Genomic DNA, 20,647 nt, shown 5'->3' with positions numbered 1-20,647 from the left:
CCTTGCCGGGCGCAGTTTTTTGCCCCCGCCGATACCTTTTCCGCCCGACAAGCGCTACTATAACGGGTTCACCCGGCACGGAAGCCCACACGACGACCTGAGAGAGCAAACAAAATGTCCATTTTCCTCGGAGCCATCGGCTTTATTATCGCCCTCGGCCTGCTGATCGCTTTTCACGAGTACGGCCACTACTGGGTGGCGAAGAAGTGCGGCGTCCGGATACTGAAGTTTTCGGTCGGCTTCGGCAAGCCGCTGTACCGAAAGACCGCCGGCGATGACCGCACCGAATATGTCGTCGGCATGCTGCCGCTCGGCGGCTATGTCAAGATGCTTGACGAGCGCGAGGGCGAGGTCGCCGAAGAAGAGGCGCCGCGTTCGTTCAACCGCCAGCCGCTCGCGGCGCGCGCGGCCATCGTCGCCGCCGGCCCGGCGGCGAACCTGCTGCTGGCGTTTGTGCTGTTTTTCATCATCGCCGTCGTCGGCTCTCATGTCGTGCGCCCGGTCATCGGCGAGGTGCTGCCCGGCAGCCCGGCGATGCAGGCGGGGCTGGTCGGCAACGACCAGGTGGTGTCGGTCGCCGGGCGCCCGGTGAACAGTTGGAAGCAGGCGCTGATGACGATACTCGACGAATCGCTCGACCAGGAAACCGGCGTCGCGCTTGAGGTGGTCCACCAGGGCGAACACCGGCGCGTGATGCTCGGCCTGCCGCCGGGCGACGAGTTGCTGGACATTGAAGTCTCGCTGCTGGAGCGCCTTGGCATCCGCCCGTGGGCGCCGAGTCTGCCGGCGGCGGTCGGCAAAATGCGCCCGTCAGGCTCGGCGGCGCGCAGCGGCTTGCAGCAGGGCGACCGGGTGCTGGCGTTTGACGGCAGGGAAATCGCCGACTGGGGCGCGCTGGTCGCGGAAGTCCGCGCCCATCCGGGGCGCAGCGTGCCGGTGTCCGTCGAGCGCGGCGGCAGCGTGCTGTCGCTGTCGCTTGCGATTGACGCCGTGGCCGAGAACGGCGCCGAAGTCGGGCAAATCGGCGTCGCGCCGCAACTGCCCGAGGACGCGCTGCGGCGTTACCGCGACTTTGTCCGCTACGGCCCGCTGGAGGCGGTGTCGCACGCATTTTCCGAGACCGTGGCGATGTCGTGGATGACGCTGAAGTTCATCGCGCGGATGGTGATGGGCCAGGTCTCGTTCAACAACATCAGCGGCCCGCTGACCATCGCCGAGTTCGCCGGCACCTCGTTTCTGCTGGGCTTTGTCGCCTACCTGACGACCGTCGCCCTGCTCAGCGTCAGCATCGGCATCCTGAACCTGCTGCCGATACCGGTGCTGGACGGCGGCCACCTGCTGTATTACCTGATTGAGTGGGTCAAAGGCTCGCCGCTGTCGCAGAAGGCCGAGTTGCTCGGGCAGAAAATCGGCATCGCGGTGATTGGCCTGCTGATTCTGGTGGCCATCTACAACGACCTGAACCGCCTGTTCTGACGGGCGGCGCGCATGGCTTGCCACCGGTTTTTGCGCCGCGCCTTGATGGCCTGCGCGCTGCTCGCGTCCGGCGCCGCCGCGGCGCAGGGGTTTGTCGTCGAGGACATCGAGATTGAGGGCCTCCGGCGTGTCAGCGCCGGCCAGGCGTTTTCCGGGCTGTCGGTGCAGGTCGGGGATTATTTCAATCCGGACGACGCGCCGGCGGTGATGGGCGAACTCTACCGCATCGGCCTTTTCGAGGACATCGTGCTGCGCCACGACGGCGGCAAACTGATTTTCGTCGTGCGGGAAAGGCCGGGAATCGCCGCCATCGTCATCGAGGGCAACGAGATTATTCCGGACGACGCGCTGACCGAGGGCCTGCAGGAAATCAACATCGCCATCGGCCGCATCTACGACCGCGCGACTTTCGAGCGGCTGCGCGAGGAACTGAAGCAGCAGTACTACGCGCTCGGCAAATACGGCGTTCAGGTGCGGATGGAGGCGGTGGAGGCGCCGGACAACCAGGTCAATCTCGAGATCGTCATTGACGAGGGCCGCACGGCCATCGTGCGCGATGTGCGCATCACCGGCAACCGGCTGGTCTCCGAAGAGGACATCCGCGAGGATTTCGAGACCGGCGGCAAACGCTGGTATGAATTCTGGAGCAGCAAGGACCAGTACTCCAAGTTCAAACTCGAGGGCGACCTGGAGCGCATCAACAACCTCTACCTCGACCGCGGCTTCCTCGATTTCAGGGTGGACGAGACGCGCGTCACGCTGACGCCGGACAAGCGCAACATTGATGTCCTGATCAAGATCAGCGAGGGCCGGCGCTACCGCATACGCGATGTCAACCTGACCGGCATGGAGGTGCCCGACCGCAGCGTGCTGCAACGGATGGTCGGCGGCATCAAAGACACGACTTTCTCGCGCAAGACGACGCTGGCGCTGAGCGACGCCATCACCCGCCACCTGAAAGACCGCGGCTACGCCTTCGCAAGGGTCAATGTGATTCCCGAGACGCGGCCCGGCGACTCGACCGTGGACCTGGCGTTTTTCGTGTCGCCCGGCAAGCGCGCCTATGTGCGGCGCATTGACATCCAGGGCAACGAAACCACCGACGACGAGGTGTTCCGGCGCGAGATGAGGCAACTGGAGGGCGCCGCCTATTCAGCCGGGAATGTCGAGTTGTCGCGCCGCCGCCTGCAGCGGCTTCCGTATGTGTCGGAGGTCACCATCGAGGAGAAGCCGGTGCCGGACTCCGGCGACCAGTTGGACCTGGATTTCAGCGTCAGCGAGCGGCTGTCGGGCAACTTCAACATCGGCGCGGGTTATTCCGACAGCGAGGGCGGCGTGCTGTCGGTCAGCCTCGCACAGGACAACTTTCTCGGCAGCGGCAACCGCATCAACTTCGCCTTCAACAACAGCGACTCGAGTTCGCGCTACGCCATCGGCTTTCTCGACCCGTATTACACGATAGACGGCATCAGCCGCGCCTGGAATCTCAGTTACCGCGAGGTGGACTACGGCTCCAACCGCCTCAATGTGACCGCCGCCGACACCGACGAACTGAACCTGTCGCTGAACTACGGCATTCCGATTTCCGAGTCGGACACGCTCGGCTTCGGCGTCAGGATACAGGACATCCAGCTGTCGGTGCCGTGCAACAACAACCGGGCGGAAACCGACCTGTGCCGGTTCGTGGACGACTTCATAGACGGCAGGCGGCAGGATGTCGGCGAGTACGACTACATTCTCGAGTTCACCAACTACATACTCAGCACCAACCTGGTCTATGACACCCGCGACCGCTCGCTGTTCACGACCGAGGGCACCCGCATCCGCGGCTCGGTGGACCTGTTCGGCCCCGGCAGCGGCCTGAGCTATGTCAAGTTCAACTATTCCCACGGCCACTATTTCCCGCTCGGCGAGAGCCGGGACTTCATCTTTGCGCCGCGCGGTGTGTTATCGTACGCCAGCGCCTACGGCGACACCAACGAGGTGCCGTTTTATGACAGATACTATGCGGGGGGCACCAGAAGTTTGCGCGGATACCAGAACAACTCGGTCGGGCCGAAAGATCCGTCCGACCCGGACGACGCCATCGGCGGCAATTTCAGGCTGCTCGGAAACTTCGACCTGTTCTTTCCGAGCGCGGCCATTTACGACCCGTCGCGGCTGCGCATGAGTTTGTTCACCGACATCGGCGATGTCACCGAGGATGCCGGCGACTTCTCGTTCGGCGACATGAAAGGCTCGTTCGGCCTGAATGTGCACTGGCTGACCGCGATTGGCGCGGTTACTTTCAACCTGGCGTCGCATTTCAACGATGAATCCGGCGACGACACCGAATCTTTCCAGTTCGACTTTGGAACCAACTTCTGACGCGGGGGCGCGAATGACAACCACATTGAGAATATTCCTGGCGGCGGGCTGCATCGCAACCGCCGCATGGCAGGCGGCGGCGGCGCAGGCGGACAACATCGCCTTCATCAATGTCGCCCGCGTGATGCAGGAGGCGCCGCAGGCCGCCGCCGCGAGGGAAAGGCTGCAGGAGGAGTTCTCCGGCAGGAACGACAAACTGCTCGAATCGCAGGAGCAGATCGAGAAACTGGAGAATCGGCTGCGCGACAGCGGCGCCGGAATGGAGGCGGCGAAGCGGCGGCGGCTGGAGCGCGAAATCGCGTCGAGAAAGCGCCGGCTGCGAACCAGAACCGAGGACTTCCAGAGCGAATTCTCCGACCGCAGAAACGAGGAACTGGCGGACATACAGAAAATGGTCTCGAAGGTCATCTCCGATGTCGCGAAGAAAAGGAAATTCGACCTTGTCGTGTCCGAGCCGGTGCTCTACGCGAGCGACCGCATTGACATGACCGACACAATCATCGAGATGCTGGAGAAGCGCGCGCGGTGATTGTGTGATGTCCGGCAGGAGTTACACGCTGCTTGAACTCGCCGAATACGCCGGCGCCCGGCTGTCGGGCGCGCCCGATTCCGAGATTCGCGGCATCGGCAGCATCGCCGGCGCGCGCCCCGGCGACCTGACTTTTCTCGGCGACGCCAAACACCGCCGCCTGCTGGCCGCGACCCGCGCCACCGCCGTCGTGCTGAAAGAGGAGGACAGCGGCGCCTGCCGCCTGCCGGCGCTGATTTGCGACGACCCCTACCTGGCGTTCGCCGCCATTTCGCGGCTGTTTCGCCGCGCCGACGCGCCCGGGCGCGGCATTCACCCGTCCGCCGTCGTCGCCGGCGACGCCGTCATCGGCGAAGACGCGACCATCGGTGCGTGCAGCGTCATCGGCGCCGGTTGCCGCATCGGCAAGGGCACGGCCATCGGGCCGAACTGCACGGTGATGGAGGATTGCCGCATCGGCGACAACTGCCGTCTGGCGGCGCAGGTCACGCTGCAAGGCGGCGCGTGCCTCGGCGACGGCGTCGTGATTCATCCGGGCGCGGTCGTCGGCGCCGACGGCTTCGGCTACGCGAGGCGCGACGGCGGCTGGGTCAAGATTGAGCAGGTCGGCGGCGTCCGCATCGGCGACGATGTCGAGATTGGCGCCAACACGACGATAGACCGCGGTGCGCTCGACGACACCGTCATCGGCAACGGCGTCAAGATAGACAACCAGGTGCAGATCGCGCACAACGTCCGCATCGGCGACGGCACGGCGATTGCCGGCTGCGTCGGCATCGCCGGCAGCGCCGTCATCGGCAGGCGCTGCATGATTGGCGGGCTTGCCGGCATCCAGGGGCATGTCGAGATTTGCGACGATGTCGTCATCTCGGCGATGACCAGCGTGATGAAATCCATCTCGAAACCGGGGCGCTACACATCGTGCCTGCCGCAGCAGGGCCACCGCGAATGGCTTCGCAACGCGCTGCACTACCGCCGCCTCGGCGGCCTCGCCGAGCGCGTCAACGCCCTCGCCGGGCCTGAAAACAAGCGCGCGAAGGGGGCGGACGGACGATGATCTTCAATCTGGAACAAATCATGGCGATGATTCCGCACCGCTACCCGATGCTGCTGATTGACGGCGTGATTGAACTGGAGAAGGGCCGGCGCCTGACGGCGGTCAAGAATGTCACCGCCAACGAGCCGTTCTTTCAGGGGCATTTTCCGGGCAAGCCGATCATGCCGGGCGTGCTGATTCTGGAGGCGATGGCGCAGGCGTCGTGCGTGCTGGTCGCCGACGGCATGGCCGAATCAAACAAAGACGGCCTCTACCTGCTGACCGGCATCAAGGACGCAAAGTTCAAGCGCCCGGTGGTGCCCGGCGACCGACTGCTGCTTGACGCGGTGTTCGAGCGCAGCAAGCGCAACTACGCCATTTTCAGCGCCACGGCGTCGGTCGGCGACGAAGTCGCCGCCACCGCGACGCTGAGTTGCGTGCTGAAATAGCCGGGCGGGCCGGATGAGCGGCGGCATCCACCCGACGGCGGTTGTTGACGCCGGCGCCGACCTGGCGGCGGATGTCGCCGTCGGGCCGTACAGCGTCATCGGCGCGGATGTGACCGTCGGCGCCGGCACCCGCATTGATTCGCATGTCGTCATCAAGGGGCCGACGACGCTGGGCCGCGACAACCGCGTCTTTCCGTTTTGTTCCCTCGGCGAGCAGCCGCAGGACAGGAAATACGGCGGCGAGCCGACCCGGCTGGTCATCGGCGACCGCAATGTCATCCGCGAGTTCTGCACGCTGAACCGCGGCACCGCCGCGGCGCTCGGCAAGACCGTCGTCGGCGACGACAACCTGCTGATGGCCTATGTTCACATCGCGCACGACTGCGTCGTCGGCGACCACACGACCTTCGCCAACGGCGCCTCGCTCGGCGGCCATGTGGAAGTCCACGATTACGCGACGCTCGGCGGCTTCAGCCTCGTCCACCAGTTCTGCCGCGTCGGGCGCCACGCCTTCAGCGGCAAGGCCAGCACCTTCACCAAGGACCTGACGCCGTACACACTGGCGTCGGGCAACCCCGCCAAGACCCACGGCCTGAACAAGGTCGGACTGCGCCGCGCCGGTTTTTCCGAAGACACGATACGGGCGCTGCACAACGCCTACCTCGACCTCGTGCGCACGCCCGGCGGCCTCAGAAGTTACCTTGAAAAGCACCGCCGCGCCGCCGACGGCCACCCCGAGGTGAAAACCCTGATAGAGTTCATTGAATCCAGCGTGCGCGGCGTCACCAGTTGAGTGCGCGCGCCGCGTGTGCTACATTGCACGCACCCACCCGGGCACGGGGCCATAGCTCAGCTGGGAGAGCGCTTGCATGGCATGCAAGAGGTCGGCGGTTCGATCCCGCCTGGCTCCACCAATTTTTTACCGTTCGTCGGCTATTTTCGTCCGTTCGTCCAGTTGGTTGGCGTTTTTTCTTGACTTGCGCGTATTTTTGGCGCCTCGATTCACTTATAATCAGGAGGCCAAGTGATGAGCACAGTCATGTATAAAGCATTGAAATCCGCGGGCGTTGACGATGTGTTGGCGACCGCCGCCGCAAAACAGGTGCCGGAGGACCCCGCCACCTGGCGTGACATCGCGGCTGTCAAGTCCGCCATCGCGGCGCTTGAAGCGCGCCTGACATGGCGGCTGATCACAGTCGGCGGCGTGTATGCAAGCCTTATCGTCGGTCTGGTGAAATTCCTCTGAGTGCGCCGCACACAGCGGCTAAGCGCGCCGCGCGGCGGCGCGCTTAGCCGTCGCGGACAATCGGCATGTACAGGCCCCAGTCGTCGTTTGAGATTTGCATGTGCAGGGTGTCGTTCTCTGCCAGGCTGCTCATCAGGAAGGCCATGCCTTCGTACTCGCCGTCGAGGTTGTCGCACGAAGACGCGAACAGCCGCGCGCGGTAGGCGTTGTAGTCGGGGTTGATAATCTCAATCAGGCCCTCGTAACCGCAGCCGTTGGTATCGGCGCCGTGGAATGTGCCGTCGCCGTTGATGGTGAACTTGGTGATGGTGAACCCCTGGTACAGAATCCATTGCCCCTCGAGCCGGTCGAGCGAACTGTTCTTCTCGTAGGTCGCGGCGTCGTATTCCAGCACCAGGCCGCCCTCGTCGCCGGCGCCGTGCGTGCGAAAGCGCGCCTCGATGCGTTGCGGCGACACCACGGCGCCGGTCAGCGTGGCCTTGTCGAACGGCGAGCCGTTGATGAAGAACATGTCCATCTCGGCGCGGTAATTCCCGTCCTCGAAGGCCGCACTGCCGCGGTAGGCGACGCGCGCGTCGGGGCTCAGCGCGATCAGCCGGCCGTTGCTGTGCAGCACGGTCAGTTGGAAGTCGCCGCGCTGGTTGATGTCGAAGCGCCCCTGCCACAGGCCGTCGCCGCTGAAAGCCGGCGGCGCCAGCCGCGCCCAGCCGGCCCACAGGGCCAGTGCGAGGAGCGCGAGGAGCGCGAGGAGCGGGAGGGCGATTGCGAGCGCGTATTTCTTCATCGGATTCGGGGGCGGTGGTGATGCCCTATAATCGCACCATACCTTAGATAACCCCCGATTGGAAACCCCTTGAAAATTCACACGGACTCCCGGCGTTTTCAACTGGTTCAGTTTGTGTTGCAGGTCTTTTTCACCGGCATGACGCTGGGCCTGTTTCGCACGGTGATTCCGGTGCTCTCCGAGGTCGAATTCAATGTGCCGCGCGACTCGTACCTGCTGCTGGCGAGTTTCGTGCTCGCCTTCGGCGTCGTCAAGAGTTTCGCCAACCTGTGGGGGAGCGGCCTGTCGAACCGGCACGGGCGCAAGAAAATCCTCGTCATCGGCTGGCTGTTCGCGGCGCCGATTCCGCCGATGCTGGTGTACGCCGACAACTGGGGGTGGATTGTCGCCGCCACCGTGCTGCTCGGCGTGCAGCAGGGTTGCTGCTGGTCCATGTCGCAAATCGCCAAACTCGACCTGGTGCGCCGCGGGCGCCACGGCACGGTCATCGGCTGGAACGAGTTCGCCGGTTATTTCGGCGTCGCCCTCGGCGGCTACCTGACGCCGGAACTGGTGCTCGCGCTTGGCACCCGCACCGGGCTGCTGGTGTTCAGCGGCGCGATGATCGGTGTCGCGCTGCTGTTCGCGGTGCTGCTTTGCATCGAGACGCTGTCCATCGGCCTGCGGGCCGAGGGCGGCGACGGGGCCGCGCCGGAAAGCGGCGGCGGCACATTCTGGAGGGTCAGTTTCACCGACCGCGTGTCGTCGGTCATCTGCCTCGCCGGTCTTGTCGAGAAGTTCGTGGATGTGCTGGTGTGGGTCGTGTTCCCGGTCTATCTGCACCGGCGCGGCTTTTCATTGCCGGCCATCGGCCTTGTGACCGGCGCCTACGCGGTCACCTGGGGCGTCGTGCAACTGCCGTCGGGGCTGCTCGCCGACCGCGTCAGCCTCAAACTGCTGATCAACTCGGGCATGGTGCTGTGCGGCATCGCGTCGCTGACGATACTGGCGTCCGACCATCCGGCGTGGTGGTTCGGCAACGCGGTCGTGATGGGCGCCGGCATGGGCCTGCTGTACCCGACGCTCAGCACGGTCATCAGTCGCTTCAGTTCACCGGCCCTGCGCGCGCCGGCGATGGGGGTGTACCGCTTCTGGCGCGACTTCGGCTACGCCGTCGGCAGCGCCGCGCTCGGCGGCGCCGCGGTGCTGTACGGCGGCCTCGCGGCGGCTTTCGCCGTCACCGCCGCGGCGATGCTGCTGACCGCCGCGCTGCTGCATTGGCGCTGCCCGTCGTGAATCGGTTATCATGGACGGCGGAGGCGCGAACATGACAGTGGAAATTCTTGAACAACCGTTTGACCCGTGGCGCAAGGTCGGCGCGCACGAGCGCCGTCTGCGCGCGGGCGGCCACGGCGCGCTGGCGCTGTTTGTCGGCACGATGCGCGACTTCAACGACGGCGACGCGGTCGAGGCGATTTGGCTTGAGCATTACCCCGGCATGACCGAGCACTGCCTGCGCCGCTCGATTGAAAAGGCGCGCGCGGCGCACGACACCGTGGAGGTGCTGGTCGCGCACCGCATCGGGCAAATCTTTCCGGGCGACGCCATCGTCGCGGTCGCGGTGTGGGCCGCGCACCGGCACGACGCCTGGGCCGTCAACCGCGCGCTGGTCGAGGAACTGAAGTCAAAGGCGCCGTTCTGGAAAAAGGAAAAACTCGCGGACGGCGAGCGCTGGGTCGAACACAACACGCCGGCGGTCGTCGAGGCGGCATGATGCGCCGTTTTCTCGCCGCCGGCCTGATTCTGCTCTGCGCCCCCGCCGGCGCCGGCTGGACGCTCGACCCGGAGCGGTCGTCGGTCACCTACCTGTCGAGCAAGATGGCGGCGGAAAGTTACGCCGCGATTTTCGAGCCGAACCGCTTCCGCCGCTTTTCCGGCGGCATCGGCGACGACGGCGAGGCGCGCGTCGTCATTGACCTCGGCAGCGTGGACACCGGCGTCGAGATACGCGACGAGCGCGTCAAGGAGCATGTCTTCATGGTGGCGAAACATCCGCAGGCGATGGTGTCGCTGTCGCTGCCGCGCGCGGCGCGGCGCGGCATGGCGCCGGGCGAGACCGCGCTGCACCGCCTGACGGCGACCCTTGCGATGCGCGGCCAGTCGCATCCGCTGGACGCGCAGGTGCGCGTCACCGGACTCGGCGGAGGCGCGCTGCTGGTCGAGACGGTCGAGCCGGTTCTGCTGGACGCGAAAGCCTACGGCATGCTGGACGGTTTCGAGACCCTGAAGGGGTTGGTCGGGCTGTTCAACATACCGACGACGATACCGGTCAGCCTCAGCGCGGTGTTCGTCAAGTCCTGAGCGGCGCCGCGCCGGTCACACCAGGCCCGGAAAGGGCAGCACCGTCACTTCGCCGCCGGCGGCGATGTCGCCGGCCTCGTCGGGCAGAAAGATGAAACAGTTCGCCCGCGACATCGAGCTCAGAATGCCGGAGCCTTGCGCGCCGGTGGATTCCACCGCCGCCGCGCCGTCGCCGCCGATGGTCAGAATGCCGCGCTGAAACTCGGCCCTGCCGGGGCGTTTTCGCAGCGCCGACACGCAGCGCGCGCGCAGTTTGAGCGGCTCGATGTCGGTCTCGCCCGCCATTTTTCGCAGCGCCGGCTGCACCAGCATATAGAAGGTGGCCATCACCGACACCGGGTTGCCGGGCAGCCCGAAATAACAGGCGCCGCCGCCGCCATCGCGGAGCTTTCCGCGGAGTTTGCCGAAGGCGAACGGGCGCCCCGGCTTGACCGCGATTTTCCAGAAACCGACCTCGCCGAGTTCGTCCAGCGTCCGCTTTGTGTAGTCGGCCTCGCCGACCGAGACGCCGCCCGATGTGATGACGGCGTCGCAGTTCCGCGCGCCGCGCGCGAACGCCGCGCGCAGCGCGCCGCGGTCGTCGCGGACGACGCCGAGGTCGCTGACGCGCGCGCCGAGCCGCCCCAGCATGCACGACAGCGTGTAGCGGTTGCTGTCGTACAGTTCGCCGGTCTTCAGCGCCGCGCCGACCGGGCGCAGTTCATCGCCGGTCGAGAAAATGCAGGCCCTGAGTTCGCGCACGACCCCGACCTCGCCGACGCCGAGCGACGCCAGCAGGCCGATGTCGGCGGCCATCAGCCGCCGCCCGCGTTTCAGCGCGACGGCGCCGGCGGTGATGTCCTCGCCGGCGCGGCGCACATTCTGCCCGGCGCGGTGCCCGGCGTTGATGCGCACGCGCGCGCCGTCGGCCTCGGCGTGTTCCTGTATGACGACGGTGTCGCAGCCTTCGGGCATGACGCCGCCGGTCATGATGCGCACGCACTGGCCGGCGCCCACCGTGCCGCCGAACGGGCGCCCGGCGAAGGCGCTGCCGGCGACCTCGAATGCGGCGGCGCCGGCGGACGGCAAATCCTGCGAGCGCAGCGCGTAGCCGTCCATCGCCGAGTTGGTGTGCCCGGGCACGTTGATTTGCGATCGCACATCGTCCGCCAGCACGCGCCCGAGCGCCTCGCGCAGCGGCAGGCGCCGCGTTTCGGCGATCACCGGCACCGTCGCCAGCACCTTGTCCAGCGCCGCGTTGAACGGCAGCGACTGCGGGTCGGAATCGTCGGTGCAGGCGGGGTCGTGCGTGGCCGGGCGCGAGTTCATCTTCTCAGCATCACATACACCGCGCCGCCGCCGCCGTCGCTGTTCTTCGCCGGCGCGTAGGCCAGCACGCCGCTGTGCTGCATCAGGTACGAGAGGATGTGGGGTTTCAGCACCGGCAGCCCTTTCGAGAAGCGCCCGATGCCGACGACCACCAGCAGGCAGCGCACATTGTTTTCGGCGCATTGCCGCAGGCGGTGTTCCAGTTCAATCACCGCCTGGTCGCGCACGAAGCCGTGCAGGTCGAGTTTTTCCATCGGCAGCAGCGCGCCTTTCTCGAATTTTCGCAAACTGGCGCGGTTGACGCCGCCGCGCGAGAATTTCGCGGGCGGGCGCTCGATAATCTGAAATTGGGGCGGGTTGCGGCTATAATCCTTTGCCGTCGGGCGCGGCACGGGCCGGCGCGGGCGCCGCCGTGGAACATCCGCGGCGGCGGGCCGGGCGGAACGGCCCATCAAGTCCCTGAAAGTCGCCTGGTTGTTGTCTTTTGCGGTCATGGTCATTCGGTTCCGGCAACGTTTATTATGCACATTTTAATCAGCAACGACGATGGTTACGACAGCCGCGGCATTCGCATCCTGGCGCGGCACCTGGGCGAGGTGGCCGAGGTGACGGTGGTCGCCCCGACGCGCGACCGCTCCGCCGCCAGCAATTCGCTGACGCTGGACCGCCCGCTGCGCGTGACCCGCGTCGAGGAGCGCCTCTACGCGGTGGACGGCACGCCGACCGACTGCGTCCATCTGGCGGTCACCGGGCTGCTCGGCGCGCGCGAGCCGGACATGGTCGTCGCCGGCATCAACAACGGGGCGAATCTGGGCGACGATGTGTTGTATTCCGGCACCGTCGCCGCGGCGATGGAAGGGCGGTTTCTCGGCTTTCCGGCGATTGCGGTGTCGGTGTGCTCATGGCAACCGCGCCATCTGGAGGACGCCGCGCGCATCGCGCGCCGCCAGGTTGAGCGGCTGATTCGCAAGCCGATGCCGTCGGAGATTATCCTGAATGTGAATATCCCGGACAGGCCGCTCGCCGACATCCGCGGCGAGCGCGCGACGCGCCTCGGCAGCCGCCACCGCGCCGAGCCGATGGTGCAATCCGCCGACCCGCACGGGCGCCCGGTTTACTGGGTCGGCGCCGCCGGTTCCGAGCAGGACGCCGGCGACGGCACCGACTTTCACGCCATCGGCGAAAACTTCGTCTCAATCACGCCGCTGCAGGTGGACTTGACGCGCCACCAGTCGCTCGGCGAAATCAGCGGCTGGCTGGGGGGCGAGTGAGCGCCGCCGCCGCCGTCGGACAACGCCGCGGGCTGGCGCGCGCGGCGCGCGAGGCGCTGGCCGGGAAACTGCGCGATCGCGGCATCAGCGACGAGCGCGTGCTGGGCGCCATCGCCGCGGTGCCGAGGCACCGCTTCACCGAAGAGGGTTTTACGCACCTCGCCTACGAAGACCAGTCGCTGTCCATCGGCCACGGACAGACCATCTCGCAGCCGTGGATCGTCGCGCTGATGACGCAGGCGCTGATGGCCAAAAACGGCCCCGGCCAGGTGCTGGAAGTCGGCACCGGGTCGGGTTACCAGGCCGCGGTTCTTGCGACGCTGGCGCCGCGCGTGTTCACGATTGAGCGGATTCCGGCGCTTTACCGCCGCGCACGCGCGCTGCTGGACGAACTCGGCTATGACAATGTGCATTTCCGCTGCGGCGACGGCGCCAAGGGCTGGAAACAGTTCGCGCCTTTCGACGCGGTGATTGTGACCGCCGCCGCCGCCGAAATTCCGCCGCCGCTGCTCGGCCAACTCGCCGTCGGCGGGCGCCTCGTCGCCCCGGTCGGCGGGCGCGACGGGGCGCAGGAACTGGTGCTGGTGGCGCGCAGCCGCCGCGGTTATTCCGAGCGCCGCCTGTGCAGCGTCAAGTTTGTCCCGCTGGTCGGTTTGTGCCGGGAGTGAGCCGGTCATGAGAGTTTTCACCCGCCCCTACGAGATGATGATGTCGTGGATCGGCAAGCGCGGCGCCGAGAAGTATCTCTACGGGCTGACCTTCTGCGAATCGGTGTTTTTCCCGGTGCCGACCGATGTGATGCTGGCGCCGATGTGCGCGCTGAACCCGCCGCGCACCGCGCGCCTGGTGATTCTGACGACGGTGTTTTCGGCGCTGGGCGGCGTTTTCGGCTATGTCATCGGCCTTTTTCTGTTCGACCAGATCGAGCCGTGGCTGCGCGGCACCGCGTACTGGGATGAATACGGCGAGGCCGTCGAGTTGTTCGGCGAGTGGGGCATCTGGATTATCTTCATCGCCGCGCTGACGCCGATACCGTACAAACTGTTCACCATCAGCGCCGGCGTGCTCGGGCAGAACCTGCTGCTGTTCGTGCTGGCCACGCTGGTCGGGCGCGGCATGCGTTTCGGCATCGTCGGCTATTCAATGAAGTGGTTCGGCCCGGCATTGTCGGGCTACATCGAGAAACGAATCGAGGTCATCGGCTGGGTGCTGGTCGCGCTGCTCGCCGCCGCGATTCTGTACCGCTACCTGTGATGCCGCGCGTTCTTCCGCTGTTGCCGTTCCTGCTCGCGCTGCACGGGTGCGGCGCGGTCTTTGAGGCCTGGTCGGAGGGGCCGCCGGCGCAGCGCGCGGTCGGCAAAGGCGTGCACACGGTGCACAAGGGCGACACGCTCTACGCCATCGCCTGGCTGCACGGCCTCGACTACCGCCGGCTGGCGGAGTGGAACGACATCGCCGCGCCGCGCTATTTGATTCGTCCGGGGCAGAGTCTGCGGCTGGCGCCGCCCGCCGACCACCGCCGCGCCGCCGCGAAGAAGGCCAACAAGGCGAAGGCGAAGAAGGCGGACACGGACAACAAGGCGAACAGGGGCGCCGCGCCGCGCGCGCAGGCGGCGCCCGCCGCCTGGAAGTGGCCGCTCGGTTCGCCGCGGGCGAAGCCGCGCGCGACGAAGGTCGGCAGCGGGCGCGGCCTGCTGATTCGGGGCCGGCCCGGCCAGACCGTGCACAGCGCCGCCGCCGGGCGGGTGGTGTACAGCGGCTTCGGCCTGAAACATTACCGCGGCCTGGTCATCATCCATCATGCCGGCGATTTCTTCAGCGCCTACGGCGGCAATGGCCGCCTGCTGGTCGCCGAGGGCGACGCCGTCGGCGCCGCCCAGCCCATCGCGCAACTCGCCGAAGGGCGCGCCGGCGGCGGCGCGGCGGCGCTGTATTTCGAGATCAGGCGGCGCAACCGCACCGTCAACCCGCTGCGTTACCTGCCGGCGCTTTAGGCCGATGCCGAAGGAGTTTCACCGCATCCGGCGCCTGCCGCCCTATGTCTTCGACATCGTCAACCGGCTGAAGCGCGAGGCGAGGGCGCGCGGCGAGGATGTCGTGGACTTCGGCATGGGCAACCCGGACCAGCCGGCGCCGGAGCATGTCATCGCCAAACTGGTCGAGGCGGCGCAGCGCAGGGACACGCACCGCTACTCGATGTCGCGCGGCATTCCGCGGCTGCGCGCGGCGGTGTGCAACTGGTACCGGCGCAAATTCAATGTTGAACTCGACCCCGAGCGCGAGGCCATCGTCACCATCGGCTCGAAGGAGGGGCTGGCGCATCTGGCGCTGGCGATGCTCGAGCCGGGCGACCGCGTGCTGGTGCCGAACCCGGCCTACCCGATTCATCCGTACGGCTGCGTCATCGCCGGCGCCGACATTCAAGACATCCCGATTCTGTCGGTGGACGATTTTTTTCCGGCGCTGGTCAAGGCCATCCGCGACGCCTGGCCGAAGCCGAAACTGCTGATTCTGAATTTTCCGACCAACCCGACGACCGCCTGCGTCGAGGCCGGCTTTTTCGAGCAGGTCGTCGAGGTCGCACTGGAGCACCGCATCTGGGTCATCAACGACCTCGCCTACGCCGAACTGGTGTTTGACGGCTACCGCGCGCCTTCGATATTGCAGGTGCCGCGCGCGCGTGAAATCGCCGTTGAATTCTATTCGCTGTCGAAAACCTATAATATGCCCGGCTGGCGGGTGGGCTTCATGTGCGGCAACGCCGACCTGGTGGCGGCGCTGTCGCGCATCAAGTCGTACCTGGATTACGGCATGTTCACGCCGGTGCAGGTTGCCGCCATCAGCGCGCTCGAGGGGCCGCAGGATTGCGTCGAGCAGACGCGGCGGCTGTACTGCAAGCGCCGCGATGTGCTGTGCGAGGGGCTGGCCAACGCCGGCTGGGAGTTTGACAAGCCGCGTGCGACGATGTTTGTGTGGGCGCCGCTGCCGGAGGAGTTTCGCGCGACGGGTTCGCTCGAGTTCGCCAAGATGCTGCTTGAACGCGCGCATGTCGCGGTCTCGCCGGGGGTCGGCTTCGGTGAATACGGCGACGGCCATGTGCGCTTCAGCCTCATCGAGAACGAGCAGCGCATTCGCCAGGCGGTGCGCAACATCAGGAAAACATTGGGAGGAACAAAGTGAAACCGGTTTCGGTGGGCCTGCTGGGGCTTGGCACCGTCGGCTGCGGCACGCTCAATGTGCTCGCGCGCAACGCCGATGAAATCAGGCGCCGCGCCGGGCGCACCATCGAGGTCAGGCGCGCGGTGGCGCGCGACCTCAAGCGGCGGCGCCCGGCGGATTTGGCGGGCATCGCGCTGTCGGACAACCCCGACGATGTCGTCAACGACGGCGACATTGATGTCGTCGTCGAGTTGTTCGGCGGCCTCGACCCCGCGCACGGGCTGGTTCTGCGCGCCATTGACAACGGCAAGCACGTGGTGACGGCGAACAAGGCGCTGATTGCGGATTACGGGCGGGAGATTTTCGAGGCGGCGCAGCGGCGCGGCGTGATGGTTGCGTTTGAGGCGGCGGTCGCCGGCGGCATTCCGATTGTCAAGGCGGTGCGCGAGGGCTTGTCCGGCAACCGCATTGACCGGCTGGTCGGGATCATCAACGGCACGACGAACTTCATCCTGACGCAGATTCGCGACAAACAGCGCAGTTTCGCCGACGCGCTGGCCGAGGCGCAACTGCTGGGCTACGCCGAGGCCGACCCGTCGTTTGATGTGAACGGCATAGACGCCGCGCACAAACTGACGATCATCGCGGCGACGGCTTTCGGCATTCCGCTGCAATTCGGCAATGTGCACATCGAGGGGCTGGCCGGCATGGACAGCCGCGATGTTCTCTACGCCGGGGAACTCGGCTGCCGCATCAAGCATCTGGCGATTGCGAAACGCACGGGCGGCGGCATTGAACTGCGCGTGCACCCGACATTGATACGCGGCGACTCGATGCTGGCCAATGTCGAGGGCGTCATGAACGCGGTGATGGTGGACGGCGACGCCGCGGGGCCGACGCTGTACTACGGCGCCGGCGCCGGCGCCGAGCCGACCGCGTCGGCGGTCGTGGCCGACCTGATTGATGTGGTGCGGGCGCTGACATCGGACCCGGAAAACCGCGTGCCGCATCTGGCCTTTCAGCCCGACGCGCTGTCGGATGTGCCGGTGCTCGACATCGGCGATGTCGTCACCGCGTATTACCTGCGCTTGCAGGTGAAGGACGAGCCGGGCGTGCTGGCGGCGATTACGCGCGTGCTCGGCGACCTGAACATCAGCATCGAGGCGGTGATGCAGAAGGAGACCAGCGGCGACGGCAAGCCGGTGCCGCTGGTGCTGATGACCTACCCGGTGCGCGAGCGCGACATGGACGAGGCGGTGGACAGGATACGCGCGCTTGACAGCGTGGACGACAAGGTGGTGCGGATTCGGGTGGAGCCGCTGCACGGGGAGGCGCGCGATGAAGGAGCGTGACGGCTGGAGAGCGGCGGCGTCAAGCCGGGCGTGTATGGCGGCACGGGGAGGTGCGCGGTGAAAGGGCGTGACGGCCTGATTGCGGCGTGGGGCGGGCGTTTGCCGCTTGCCGACGGCGTCGAGCCGGTGTCGTTGTGCGAGGGCGCGACGCCGCTGATTCAACTTCGCAACATTCCCGCCGGTTTGAAGACGCCGGTGGAGATTCATGTCAAATACGAGGGGCTGAACCCGACCGGCTCGTTCAAGGACCGCGGCATGACGGTGGCGGTGACGCAGGCGGTCGGCGAGGGCAGCCGCGCGCTGATTTGCGCCTCGACCGGCAACACATCGGCCTCGGCGGCGGCCTACGGCGCGCGCGCGGGGCTGGCGGTGTTTGTGCTGATTCCGGACGGCAACATCGCGCTCGGCAAACTGGCGCAGGCGATCATCGAGGGCGCCGTCGTCGTGCAAATCAAGGGCAACTTTGACCAGGGCATGGAACTGGTCAAGACGCTGGCGCGGCAGGCGCCGGTCACGCTGGTCAATTCGGTGAATCCGTATCGTTTGCAGGGGCAGAAGACCGCGGCTTTCGAGATTGTCGAGGCGTTGGGCGACGCGCCAGACTACCACTGCCTGCCGGTCGGCAACGCCGGCAACATTTCGGCCTACTGGATGGGCTATTCCGAGGCCGCCGGGCAGCCGAGCGGCTGTGTTGACAAGGCGAAGCAGGCGCTGGGCGATGCCTACCGCTGCGACGGCGGGGCGTTTGCGACGCGGCGTCCGCGGATGTTAGGCTATCAGGCCGCGGGCGCGGCGCCGATTGTGCTGGGCAGGAAGGTCGAGAAGCCGGACACCGTCGCGACCGCGATTCGCATCGGCAATCCGCAGAGTTGGGAGATGGCGCTGATGGCGGGCGAGGAATCCGGCGGCTGGTTTGACCGCCTTTCCGACGAGGAGATTCTGGCGGCGCAGCGGATGCTGGCCGAACGCGAGGGGATTTTCTGCGAACCGGCCTCGGCGATTTCAATCGCGGGCCTGATGAAGGATATCGAGGCCGGCAAGATCAAGGCCGGCAGCCGCATCGTCTGCACGCTGACCGGCCACGGACTGAAAGACCCGGATGTGGCGATTCGCCAGGCGCAGGGCGAGATACGGACGGTGGAGCCGGAACTGGAGGCGGTAAAGGCGGTGATTGGGGCGCGACTGGGGTAGGGTTTGATTCAATCAGTGGTTGTCCAGATATTCCCTGATTCTGTCGCGGTCTTCGTTTTCTGTTCTTTTTTTGTCGTACAACTCGATGAACTCAATCTGCCGGTTTTCCTCCCGCCAGGCGTAAATCACCCGCAGGGAGGAGCCTTTCAGGTATCTGCAAAACAGGCGGGCTTTGACGATATGCAGGCCCCCGGTTTGCGTGATGACATGGAAATGCTTGCTGTTGCCGAGGGGAATGACGGAGACCACATTCCGGAACTCCCGCAGGTCGTCCGCCAGTGATTTGTATTTTTTTCCGAGTCGCTTTCGTTCCTTCTGAAATGCCGGCAGTTCATCAAAGCGCATCGTCATGGTTTCTCACGGAGTATCTTTCATCGCGGTAAAAGACGCTCTCGTAGGAAAGCGGTTGGCCGTCCTGCGCGGACATCCACGGAATGTCTCCGTGCGAGTAGTTTTCCATTTCTGCGGCGTTTTTGTCCGAGAGGCGCGCCAGCACATCGTCAATGTGATCCATTTCGCGGGCGGTCAGCCTGTCCAGGTCGGGGCGCTTTCGCGGCAGGTATTTTTTCTGCGAGTACCTGAAATATTCGCTTTTCACGGCCTCCAGTTCCCCTTGTTTCTGCATGTCTCTGATGATGGGGCCGAGCTCAACCGGCACGGGGCCGCGGCGGCTCTTGATGTAGGTCGCGCCCATCAGGTTTTCCTCGAACTTCTCGTAATAGTCGAAATCAATGAAGTAGAGCAATTTGTGCAGCACCGTTTCGCCGATATTCGGCTTGCCGCCGGCCTTGTTCAGAACATACAGCAGGACCTGCCTGAACTTGTCGAGGTTTTTTCTCGTGACGCGGATTTGCAGATTGCCTGATTTTTCAGGCGGCTTTTTTTCAATGATTACATCGTGCTTCGGTTCCTCTTCCGCAAGAAAATTCTCCAGCGGCATGTCAAAAAGCGCCGCCAGTGCCCTGGCTTCGGACACGGTGAGTTCCCGCTCCCCGCGCTCAATCTGCATGTAGGTCGGGCGGGAAACGCCGAGTTCCGACGCGAGGTATTGCTGCGTCATGTTGCGCCTGGTGCGCTGCTGCCGGATAAATTTTTCAAACATGGCGCCTGTCAGCATAAGGCGTGTAAAAATAATTGTCAATAGATATGTAAAGAATTCATGCATTTTGCCCCAAAACAACACCAAAAACAGTTATATTCCGTTAATAGACACCATTTTCACTACCCAATTCACGGATATTTCAATATTTCGGTTAATTGATATAATGGGGCGATGGCCACTTCTCAATCTATCAGGCAAAGAATCAATGCCCTGCGGATGGAATACGCCGCCTTGAAAGGTGGCAAAGAATCCCTGCTGGCATTGATTGACGAGGCGGAAACGCCGGAAAATGTCTATAACTCCAACGCCATTGAGAATTCCACGCTGACGCTCCGGGAGACGGAGAAAATTCTGCTGGAGATGGAGTTGTCGCGCAATGTGTCCGTGCGCGAAGTGTTTGAGGCGAAAAATCTGGCGCGGGTGATTGCTTATAAGCGCACCAAGGCCAGGACCGAACCGCTTTCCGGCGAACTCATATTGCTTTTGCACAATATGCTGATGGGCGGCATTGACGACTCCATCGCCGGGCGCTTCCGGCAAAAGGGCGAGTTTGTCAGAGTCGGCCCGCACATCGCGCCCGCGCCGGAACATGTCGAGCGCATGATGGAAGAGATACTCTTTGTCCATGAAAACGACCTGGACAGTTATTTCCTGGACAAAATCGCCAAATTTCACCTGGACTTTGAAACCATCCATCCGTTTTGTGACGGCAACGGGCGCATGGGGCGGGTGATTATCAACTTCCAGTTGCTGGCGCTGGACTTCCCGCGCATCATCATCCGCAACAAGGAGAAGCAGGTGTATTACCAGGCGTTGAGGGATTACAACGAAAAAGACCGAACAAAACCCATGGAAAAGATTCTGACCCTGGCCCTGCTGGAATCACTGCACAAGCGAACGACCTACATGAGAGGGGAGAATGTCATCCGCCTGTCGGAATATGCCAGACAGAACGGACTGTCGGCTCCGGCGGTGAACAATGCCGCGCGCCGCCAGACCATACCGGCTTTCCGCGAAAAGGAAGTCTGGAAAATCGG

At 65.0% G+C, this 20,647-nt stretch carries 23 protein-coding genes and 1 tRNA gene; 19 read left to right on the top strand and 5 right to left on the bottom strand.

From position 1 onward, the window contains the following. Window positions 1-114 precede the first annotated feature (114 nt). The 8 genes from rseP (at window position 115) to OXU50_07085 (ending at window position 7,103) form a co-directional block, all read left to right on the top strand. The gene (gene rseP, locus OXU50_07120) at window positions 115-1,476 is read left to right on the top strand and encodes an RIP metalloprotease RseP (protein ID MDD9869644.1); all 1,362 of its coding nucleotides are present in this window, start codon (window positions 115-117) and stop codon (window positions 1,474-1,476) included. 45 nt (window positions 1,477-1,521) lie between these two features. Further along, on the top strand, window positions 1,522-3,843 hold the full coding sequence (gene bamA, locus OXU50_07115) for an outer membrane protein assembly factor BamA (GenBank protein ID MDD9869643.1): 2,322 nt from the start codon (window positions 1,522-1,524) through the stop codon (window positions 3,841-3,843). Window positions 3,844-3,856: 13 nt separating this feature from the next. After that, window positions 3,857-4,372 (top strand): OmpH family outer membrane protein, encoded by a 516-nt coding sequence (locus OXU50_07110; protein MDD9869642.1) that lies wholly within the window; start codon window positions 3,857-3,859, stop codon window positions 4,370-4,372. Between the two features lie 7 nt (window positions 4,373-4,379). Next, window positions 4,380-5,429 carry a UDP-3-O-(3-hydroxymyristoyl)glucosamine N-acyltransferase gene (gene lpxD / locus OXU50_07105; GenBank protein MDD9869641.1) on the top strand — a complete coding sequence of 350 codons (1,050 nt, stop codon included), beginning with the start codon at window positions 4,380-4,382 and terminating at the stop codon, window positions 5,427-5,429. Continuing rightward, a complete protein-coding gene (gene fabZ, locus OXU50_07100) occupies window positions 5,426-5,857 on the top strand; it encodes a 3-hydroxyacyl-ACP dehydratase FabZ (GenBank protein MDD9869640.1) in 432 nt (143 codons plus the stop codon). The genes lpxD and fabZ overlap by 4 nt, the downstream gene beginning before the upstream one ends. A gap of 13 nt (window positions 5,858-5,870) precedes the next feature. Then, a complete protein-coding gene (lpxA, locus tag OXU50_07095) occupies window positions 5,871-6,650 on the top strand; it encodes an acyl-ACP--UDP-N-acetylglucosamine O-acyltransferase (GenBank protein ID MDD9869639.1) in 780 nt (259 codons plus the stop codon). A gap of 45 nt (window positions 6,651-6,695) precedes the next feature. After that, window positions 6,696-6,771 (top strand) — tRNA-Ala (locus OXU50_07090). A gap of 113 nt (window positions 6,772-6,884) precedes the next feature. Next, on the top strand, window positions 6,885-7,103 hold the full coding sequence (locus OXU50_07085) for a hypothetical protein (protein ID MDD9869638.1): 219 nt from the start codon (window positions 6,885-6,887) through the stop codon (window positions 7,101-7,103). 43 nt (window positions 7,104-7,146) lie between these two features. On the opposite strand, the gene OXU50_07080 is transcribed toward OXU50_07085, so the two are convergent. Further along, window positions 7,147-7,887 carry a hypothetical protein gene (locus tag OXU50_07080; GenBank protein MDD9869637.1) on the bottom strand — a complete coding sequence of 247 codons (741 nt, stop codon included), beginning with the start codon at window positions 7,885-7,887 and terminating at the stop codon, window positions 7,147-7,149. A 69-nt stretch (window positions 7,888-7,956) separates the two neighbouring features. Here OXU50_07080 and OXU50_07075 point away from each other — a divergent pair, with 69 nt between their 5' ends. Genes OXU50_07075 through OXU50_07065 form a run of 3 tightly spaced genes read left to right on the top strand, consistent with a single transcriptional unit; the run spans window position 7,957 to window position 10,227 of the window. After that, window positions 7,957-9,162, top strand: a complete 1,206-nt coding sequence (locus OXU50_07075; GenBank protein MDD9869636.1) for an MFS transporter — start codon at window positions 7,957-7,959, stop codon at window positions 9,160-9,162. A gap of 31 nt (window positions 9,163-9,193) precedes the next feature. After that, a complete protein-coding gene (locus tag OXU50_07070) occupies window positions 9,194-9,640 on the top strand; it encodes a molybdenum cofactor biosynthesis protein MoaE (GenBank protein MDD9869635.1) in 447 nt (148 codons plus the stop codon). Continuing rightward, entirely contained in the window at window positions 9,637-10,227 is a 591-nt protein-coding gene (locus OXU50_07065; GenBank protein MDD9869634.1) for a YceI family protein, read from the top strand. Before OXU50_07070 ends, OXU50_07065 begins: the two co-directional genes overlap by 4 nt. Before the next feature lie 15 nt (window positions 10,228-10,242). Here the strand turns inward: OXU50_07065 and OXU50_07060 are convergent, their stop codons facing one another. Further along, window positions 10,243-11,535 (bottom strand): molybdopterin molybdotransferase MoeA, encoded by a 1,293-nt coding sequence (locus tag OXU50_07060; protein ID MDD9869633.1) that lies wholly within the window; start codon window positions 11,533-11,535, stop codon window positions 10,243-10,245. Then, window positions 11,532-12,029 (bottom strand): Smr/MutS family protein, encoded by a 498-nt coding sequence (locus OXU50_07055; GenBank protein ID MDD9869632.1) that lies wholly within the window; start codon window positions 12,027-12,029, stop codon window positions 11,532-11,534. Before OXU50_07055 ends, OXU50_07060 begins: the two co-directional genes overlap by 4 nt. A gap of 27 nt (window positions 12,030-12,056) precedes the next feature. Between OXU50_07055 and surE the strand changes: the two genes are divergently transcribed. Genes surE through thrC form a run of 7 tightly spaced genes read left to right on the top strand, consistent with a single transcriptional unit; the run spans window position 12,057 to window position 18,508 of the window. Further along, entirely contained in the window at window positions 12,057-12,806 is a 750-nt protein-coding gene (gene surE / locus OXU50_07050) for a 5'/3'-nucleotidase SurE (protein ID MDD9869631.1), read from the top strand. 32 nt (window positions 12,807-12,838) lie between these two features. Continuing rightward, entirely contained in the window at window positions 12,839-13,474 is a 636-nt protein-coding gene (locus tag OXU50_07045) for a protein-L-isoaspartate(D-aspartate) O-methyltransferase (protein ID MDD9869630.1), read from the top strand. A gap of 7 nt (window positions 13,475-13,481) precedes the next feature. Then, window positions 13,482-14,060: a DedA family protein gene (locus tag OXU50_07040; protein ID MDD9869629.1), complete on the top strand. Its 579-nt coding sequence runs from the start codon at window positions 13,482-13,484 to the stop codon at window positions 14,058-14,060. Further along, window positions 14,060-14,800: a peptidoglycan DD-metalloendopeptidase family protein gene (locus OXU50_07035; protein ID MDD9869628.1), complete on the top strand. Its 741-nt coding sequence runs from the start codon at window positions 14,060-14,062 to the stop codon at window positions 14,798-14,800. Before OXU50_07040 ends, OXU50_07035 begins: the two co-directional genes overlap by 1 nt. 4 nt (window positions 14,801-14,804) lie before the next feature. Further along, the gene (gene alaC, locus OXU50_07030) at window positions 14,805-15,986 is read left to right on the top strand and encodes an alanine transaminase (GenBank protein MDD9869627.1); all 1,182 of its coding nucleotides are present in this window, start codon (window positions 14,805-14,807) and stop codon (window positions 15,984-15,986) included. After that, window positions 15,983-17,317, top strand: coding sequence for a homoserine dehydrogenase (locus OXU50_07025; protein MDD9869626.1), 1,335 nt, complete (start codon window positions 15,983-15,985; stop codon window positions 17,315-17,317). Before alaC ends, OXU50_07025 begins: the two co-directional genes overlap by 4 nt. 57 nt (window positions 17,318-17,374) lie before the next feature. Beyond that, complete coding sequence (gene thrC, locus OXU50_07020; GenBank protein MDD9869625.1) at window positions 17,375-18,508, top strand: threonine synthase; 1,134 nt, start codon at window positions 17,375-17,377, stop codon at window positions 18,506-18,508. Window positions 18,509-18,520: 12 nt separating this feature from the next. On the opposite strand, the gene OXU50_07015 is transcribed toward thrC, so the two are convergent. Continuing rightward, the gene (locus OXU50_07015; GenBank protein ID MDD9869624.1) at window positions 18,521-18,859 is read right to left on the bottom strand and encodes a hypothetical protein; all 339 of its coding nucleotides are present in this window, start codon (window positions 18,857-18,859) and stop codon (window positions 18,521-18,523) included. Further along, window positions 18,843-19,610, bottom strand: coding sequence for a DUF4065 domain-containing protein (locus OXU50_07010; protein ID MDD9869623.1), 768 nt, complete (start codon window positions 19,608-19,610; stop codon window positions 18,843-18,845). Before OXU50_07010 ends, OXU50_07015 begins: the two co-directional genes overlap by 17 nt. Window positions 19,611-19,841: 231 nt before the next feature. Here OXU50_07010 and OXU50_07005 point away from each other — a divergent pair. Further along, the coding region (locus tag OXU50_07005) for a Fic family protein (GenBank protein MDD9869622.1) at window positions 19,842-20,647 on the top strand (806 nt) is incomplete at its 3' end.

The organism is Gammaproteobacteria bacterium (assembly GCA_028817225.1).
In the GTDB taxonomy this organism is placed as follows: Bacteria; Pseudomonadota; Gammaproteobacteria; order Poriferisulfidales; family Oxydemutatoraceae; genus Oxydemutator.
The sequence above is the reverse complement of the archived record's forward strand: the minus strand, read 5'-3'. Positions and strand labels throughout refer to the sequence as shown.

Coding starts and splice junctions, on each gene's coding strand:
- rseP (MDD9869644.1), top strand. CDS start 115: ATGTCCATTTTCCTCGGAGCCATCGGCTTTATTATCGCCCTCGGCCTG.
- bamA (MDD9869643.1), top strand. CDS start 1,522: ATGGCCTGCGCGCTGCTCGCGTCCGGCGCCGCCGCGGCGCAGGGGTTT.
- OXU50_07110 (MDD9869642.1), top strand. CDS start 3,857: ATGACAACCACATTGAGAATATTCCTGGCGGCGGGCTGCATCGCAACC.
- lpxD (MDD9869641.1), top strand. CDS start 4,380: ATGTCCGGCAGGAGTTACACGCTGCTTGAACTCGCCGAATACGCCGGC.
- fabZ (MDD9869640.1), top strand. CDS start 5,426: ATGATCTTCAATCTGGAACAAATCATGGCGATGATTCCGCACCGCTAC.
- lpxA (MDD9869639.1), top strand. CDS start 5,871: ATGAGCGGCGGCATCCACCCGACGGCGGTTGTTGACGCCGGCGCCGAC.
- OXU50_07085 (MDD9869638.1), top strand. CDS start 6,885: ATGAGCACAGTCATGTATAAAGCATTGAAATCCGCGGGCGTTGACGAT.
- OXU50_07080 (MDD9869637.1), bottom strand. CDS start 7,887: ATGAAGAAATACGCGCTCGCAATCGCCCTCCCGCTCCTCGCGCTCCTC.
- OXU50_07070 (MDD9869635.1), top strand. CDS start 9,194: ATGACAGTGGAAATTCTTGAACAACCGTTTGACCCGTGGCGCAAGGTC.
- OXU50_07065 (MDD9869634.1), top strand. CDS start 9,637: ATGATGCGCCGTTTTCTCGCCGCCGGCCTGATTCTGCTCTGCGCCCCC.
- OXU50_07060 (MDD9869633.1), bottom strand. CDS start 11,535: ATGAACTCGCGCCCGGCCACGCACGACCCCGCCTGCACCGACGATTCC.
- OXU50_07055 (MDD9869632.1), bottom strand. CDS start 12,029: ATGACCGCAAAAGACAACAACCAGGCGACTTTCAGGGACTTGATGGGC.
- surE (MDD9869631.1), top strand. CDS start 12,057: ATGCACATTTTAATCAGCAACGACGATGGTTACGACAGCCGCGGCATT.
- OXU50_07040 (MDD9869629.1), top strand. CDS start 13,482: ATGAGAGTTTTCACCCGCCCCTACGAGATGATGATGTCGTGGATCGGC.
- OXU50_07035 (MDD9869628.1), top strand. CDS start 14,060: ATGCCGCGCGTTCTTCCGCTGTTGCCGTTCCTGCTCGCGCTGCACGGG.
- alaC (MDD9869627.1), top strand. CDS start 14,805: ATGCCGAAGGAGTTTCACCGCATCCGGCGCCTGCCGCCCTATGTCTTC.
- OXU50_07015 (MDD9869624.1), bottom strand. CDS start 18,859: ATGACGATGCGCTTTGATGAACTGCCGGCATTTCAGAAGGAACGAAAG.
- OXU50_07010 (MDD9869623.1), bottom strand. CDS start 19,610: ATGTTTGAAAAATTTATCCGGCAGCAGCGCACCAGGCGCAACATGACG.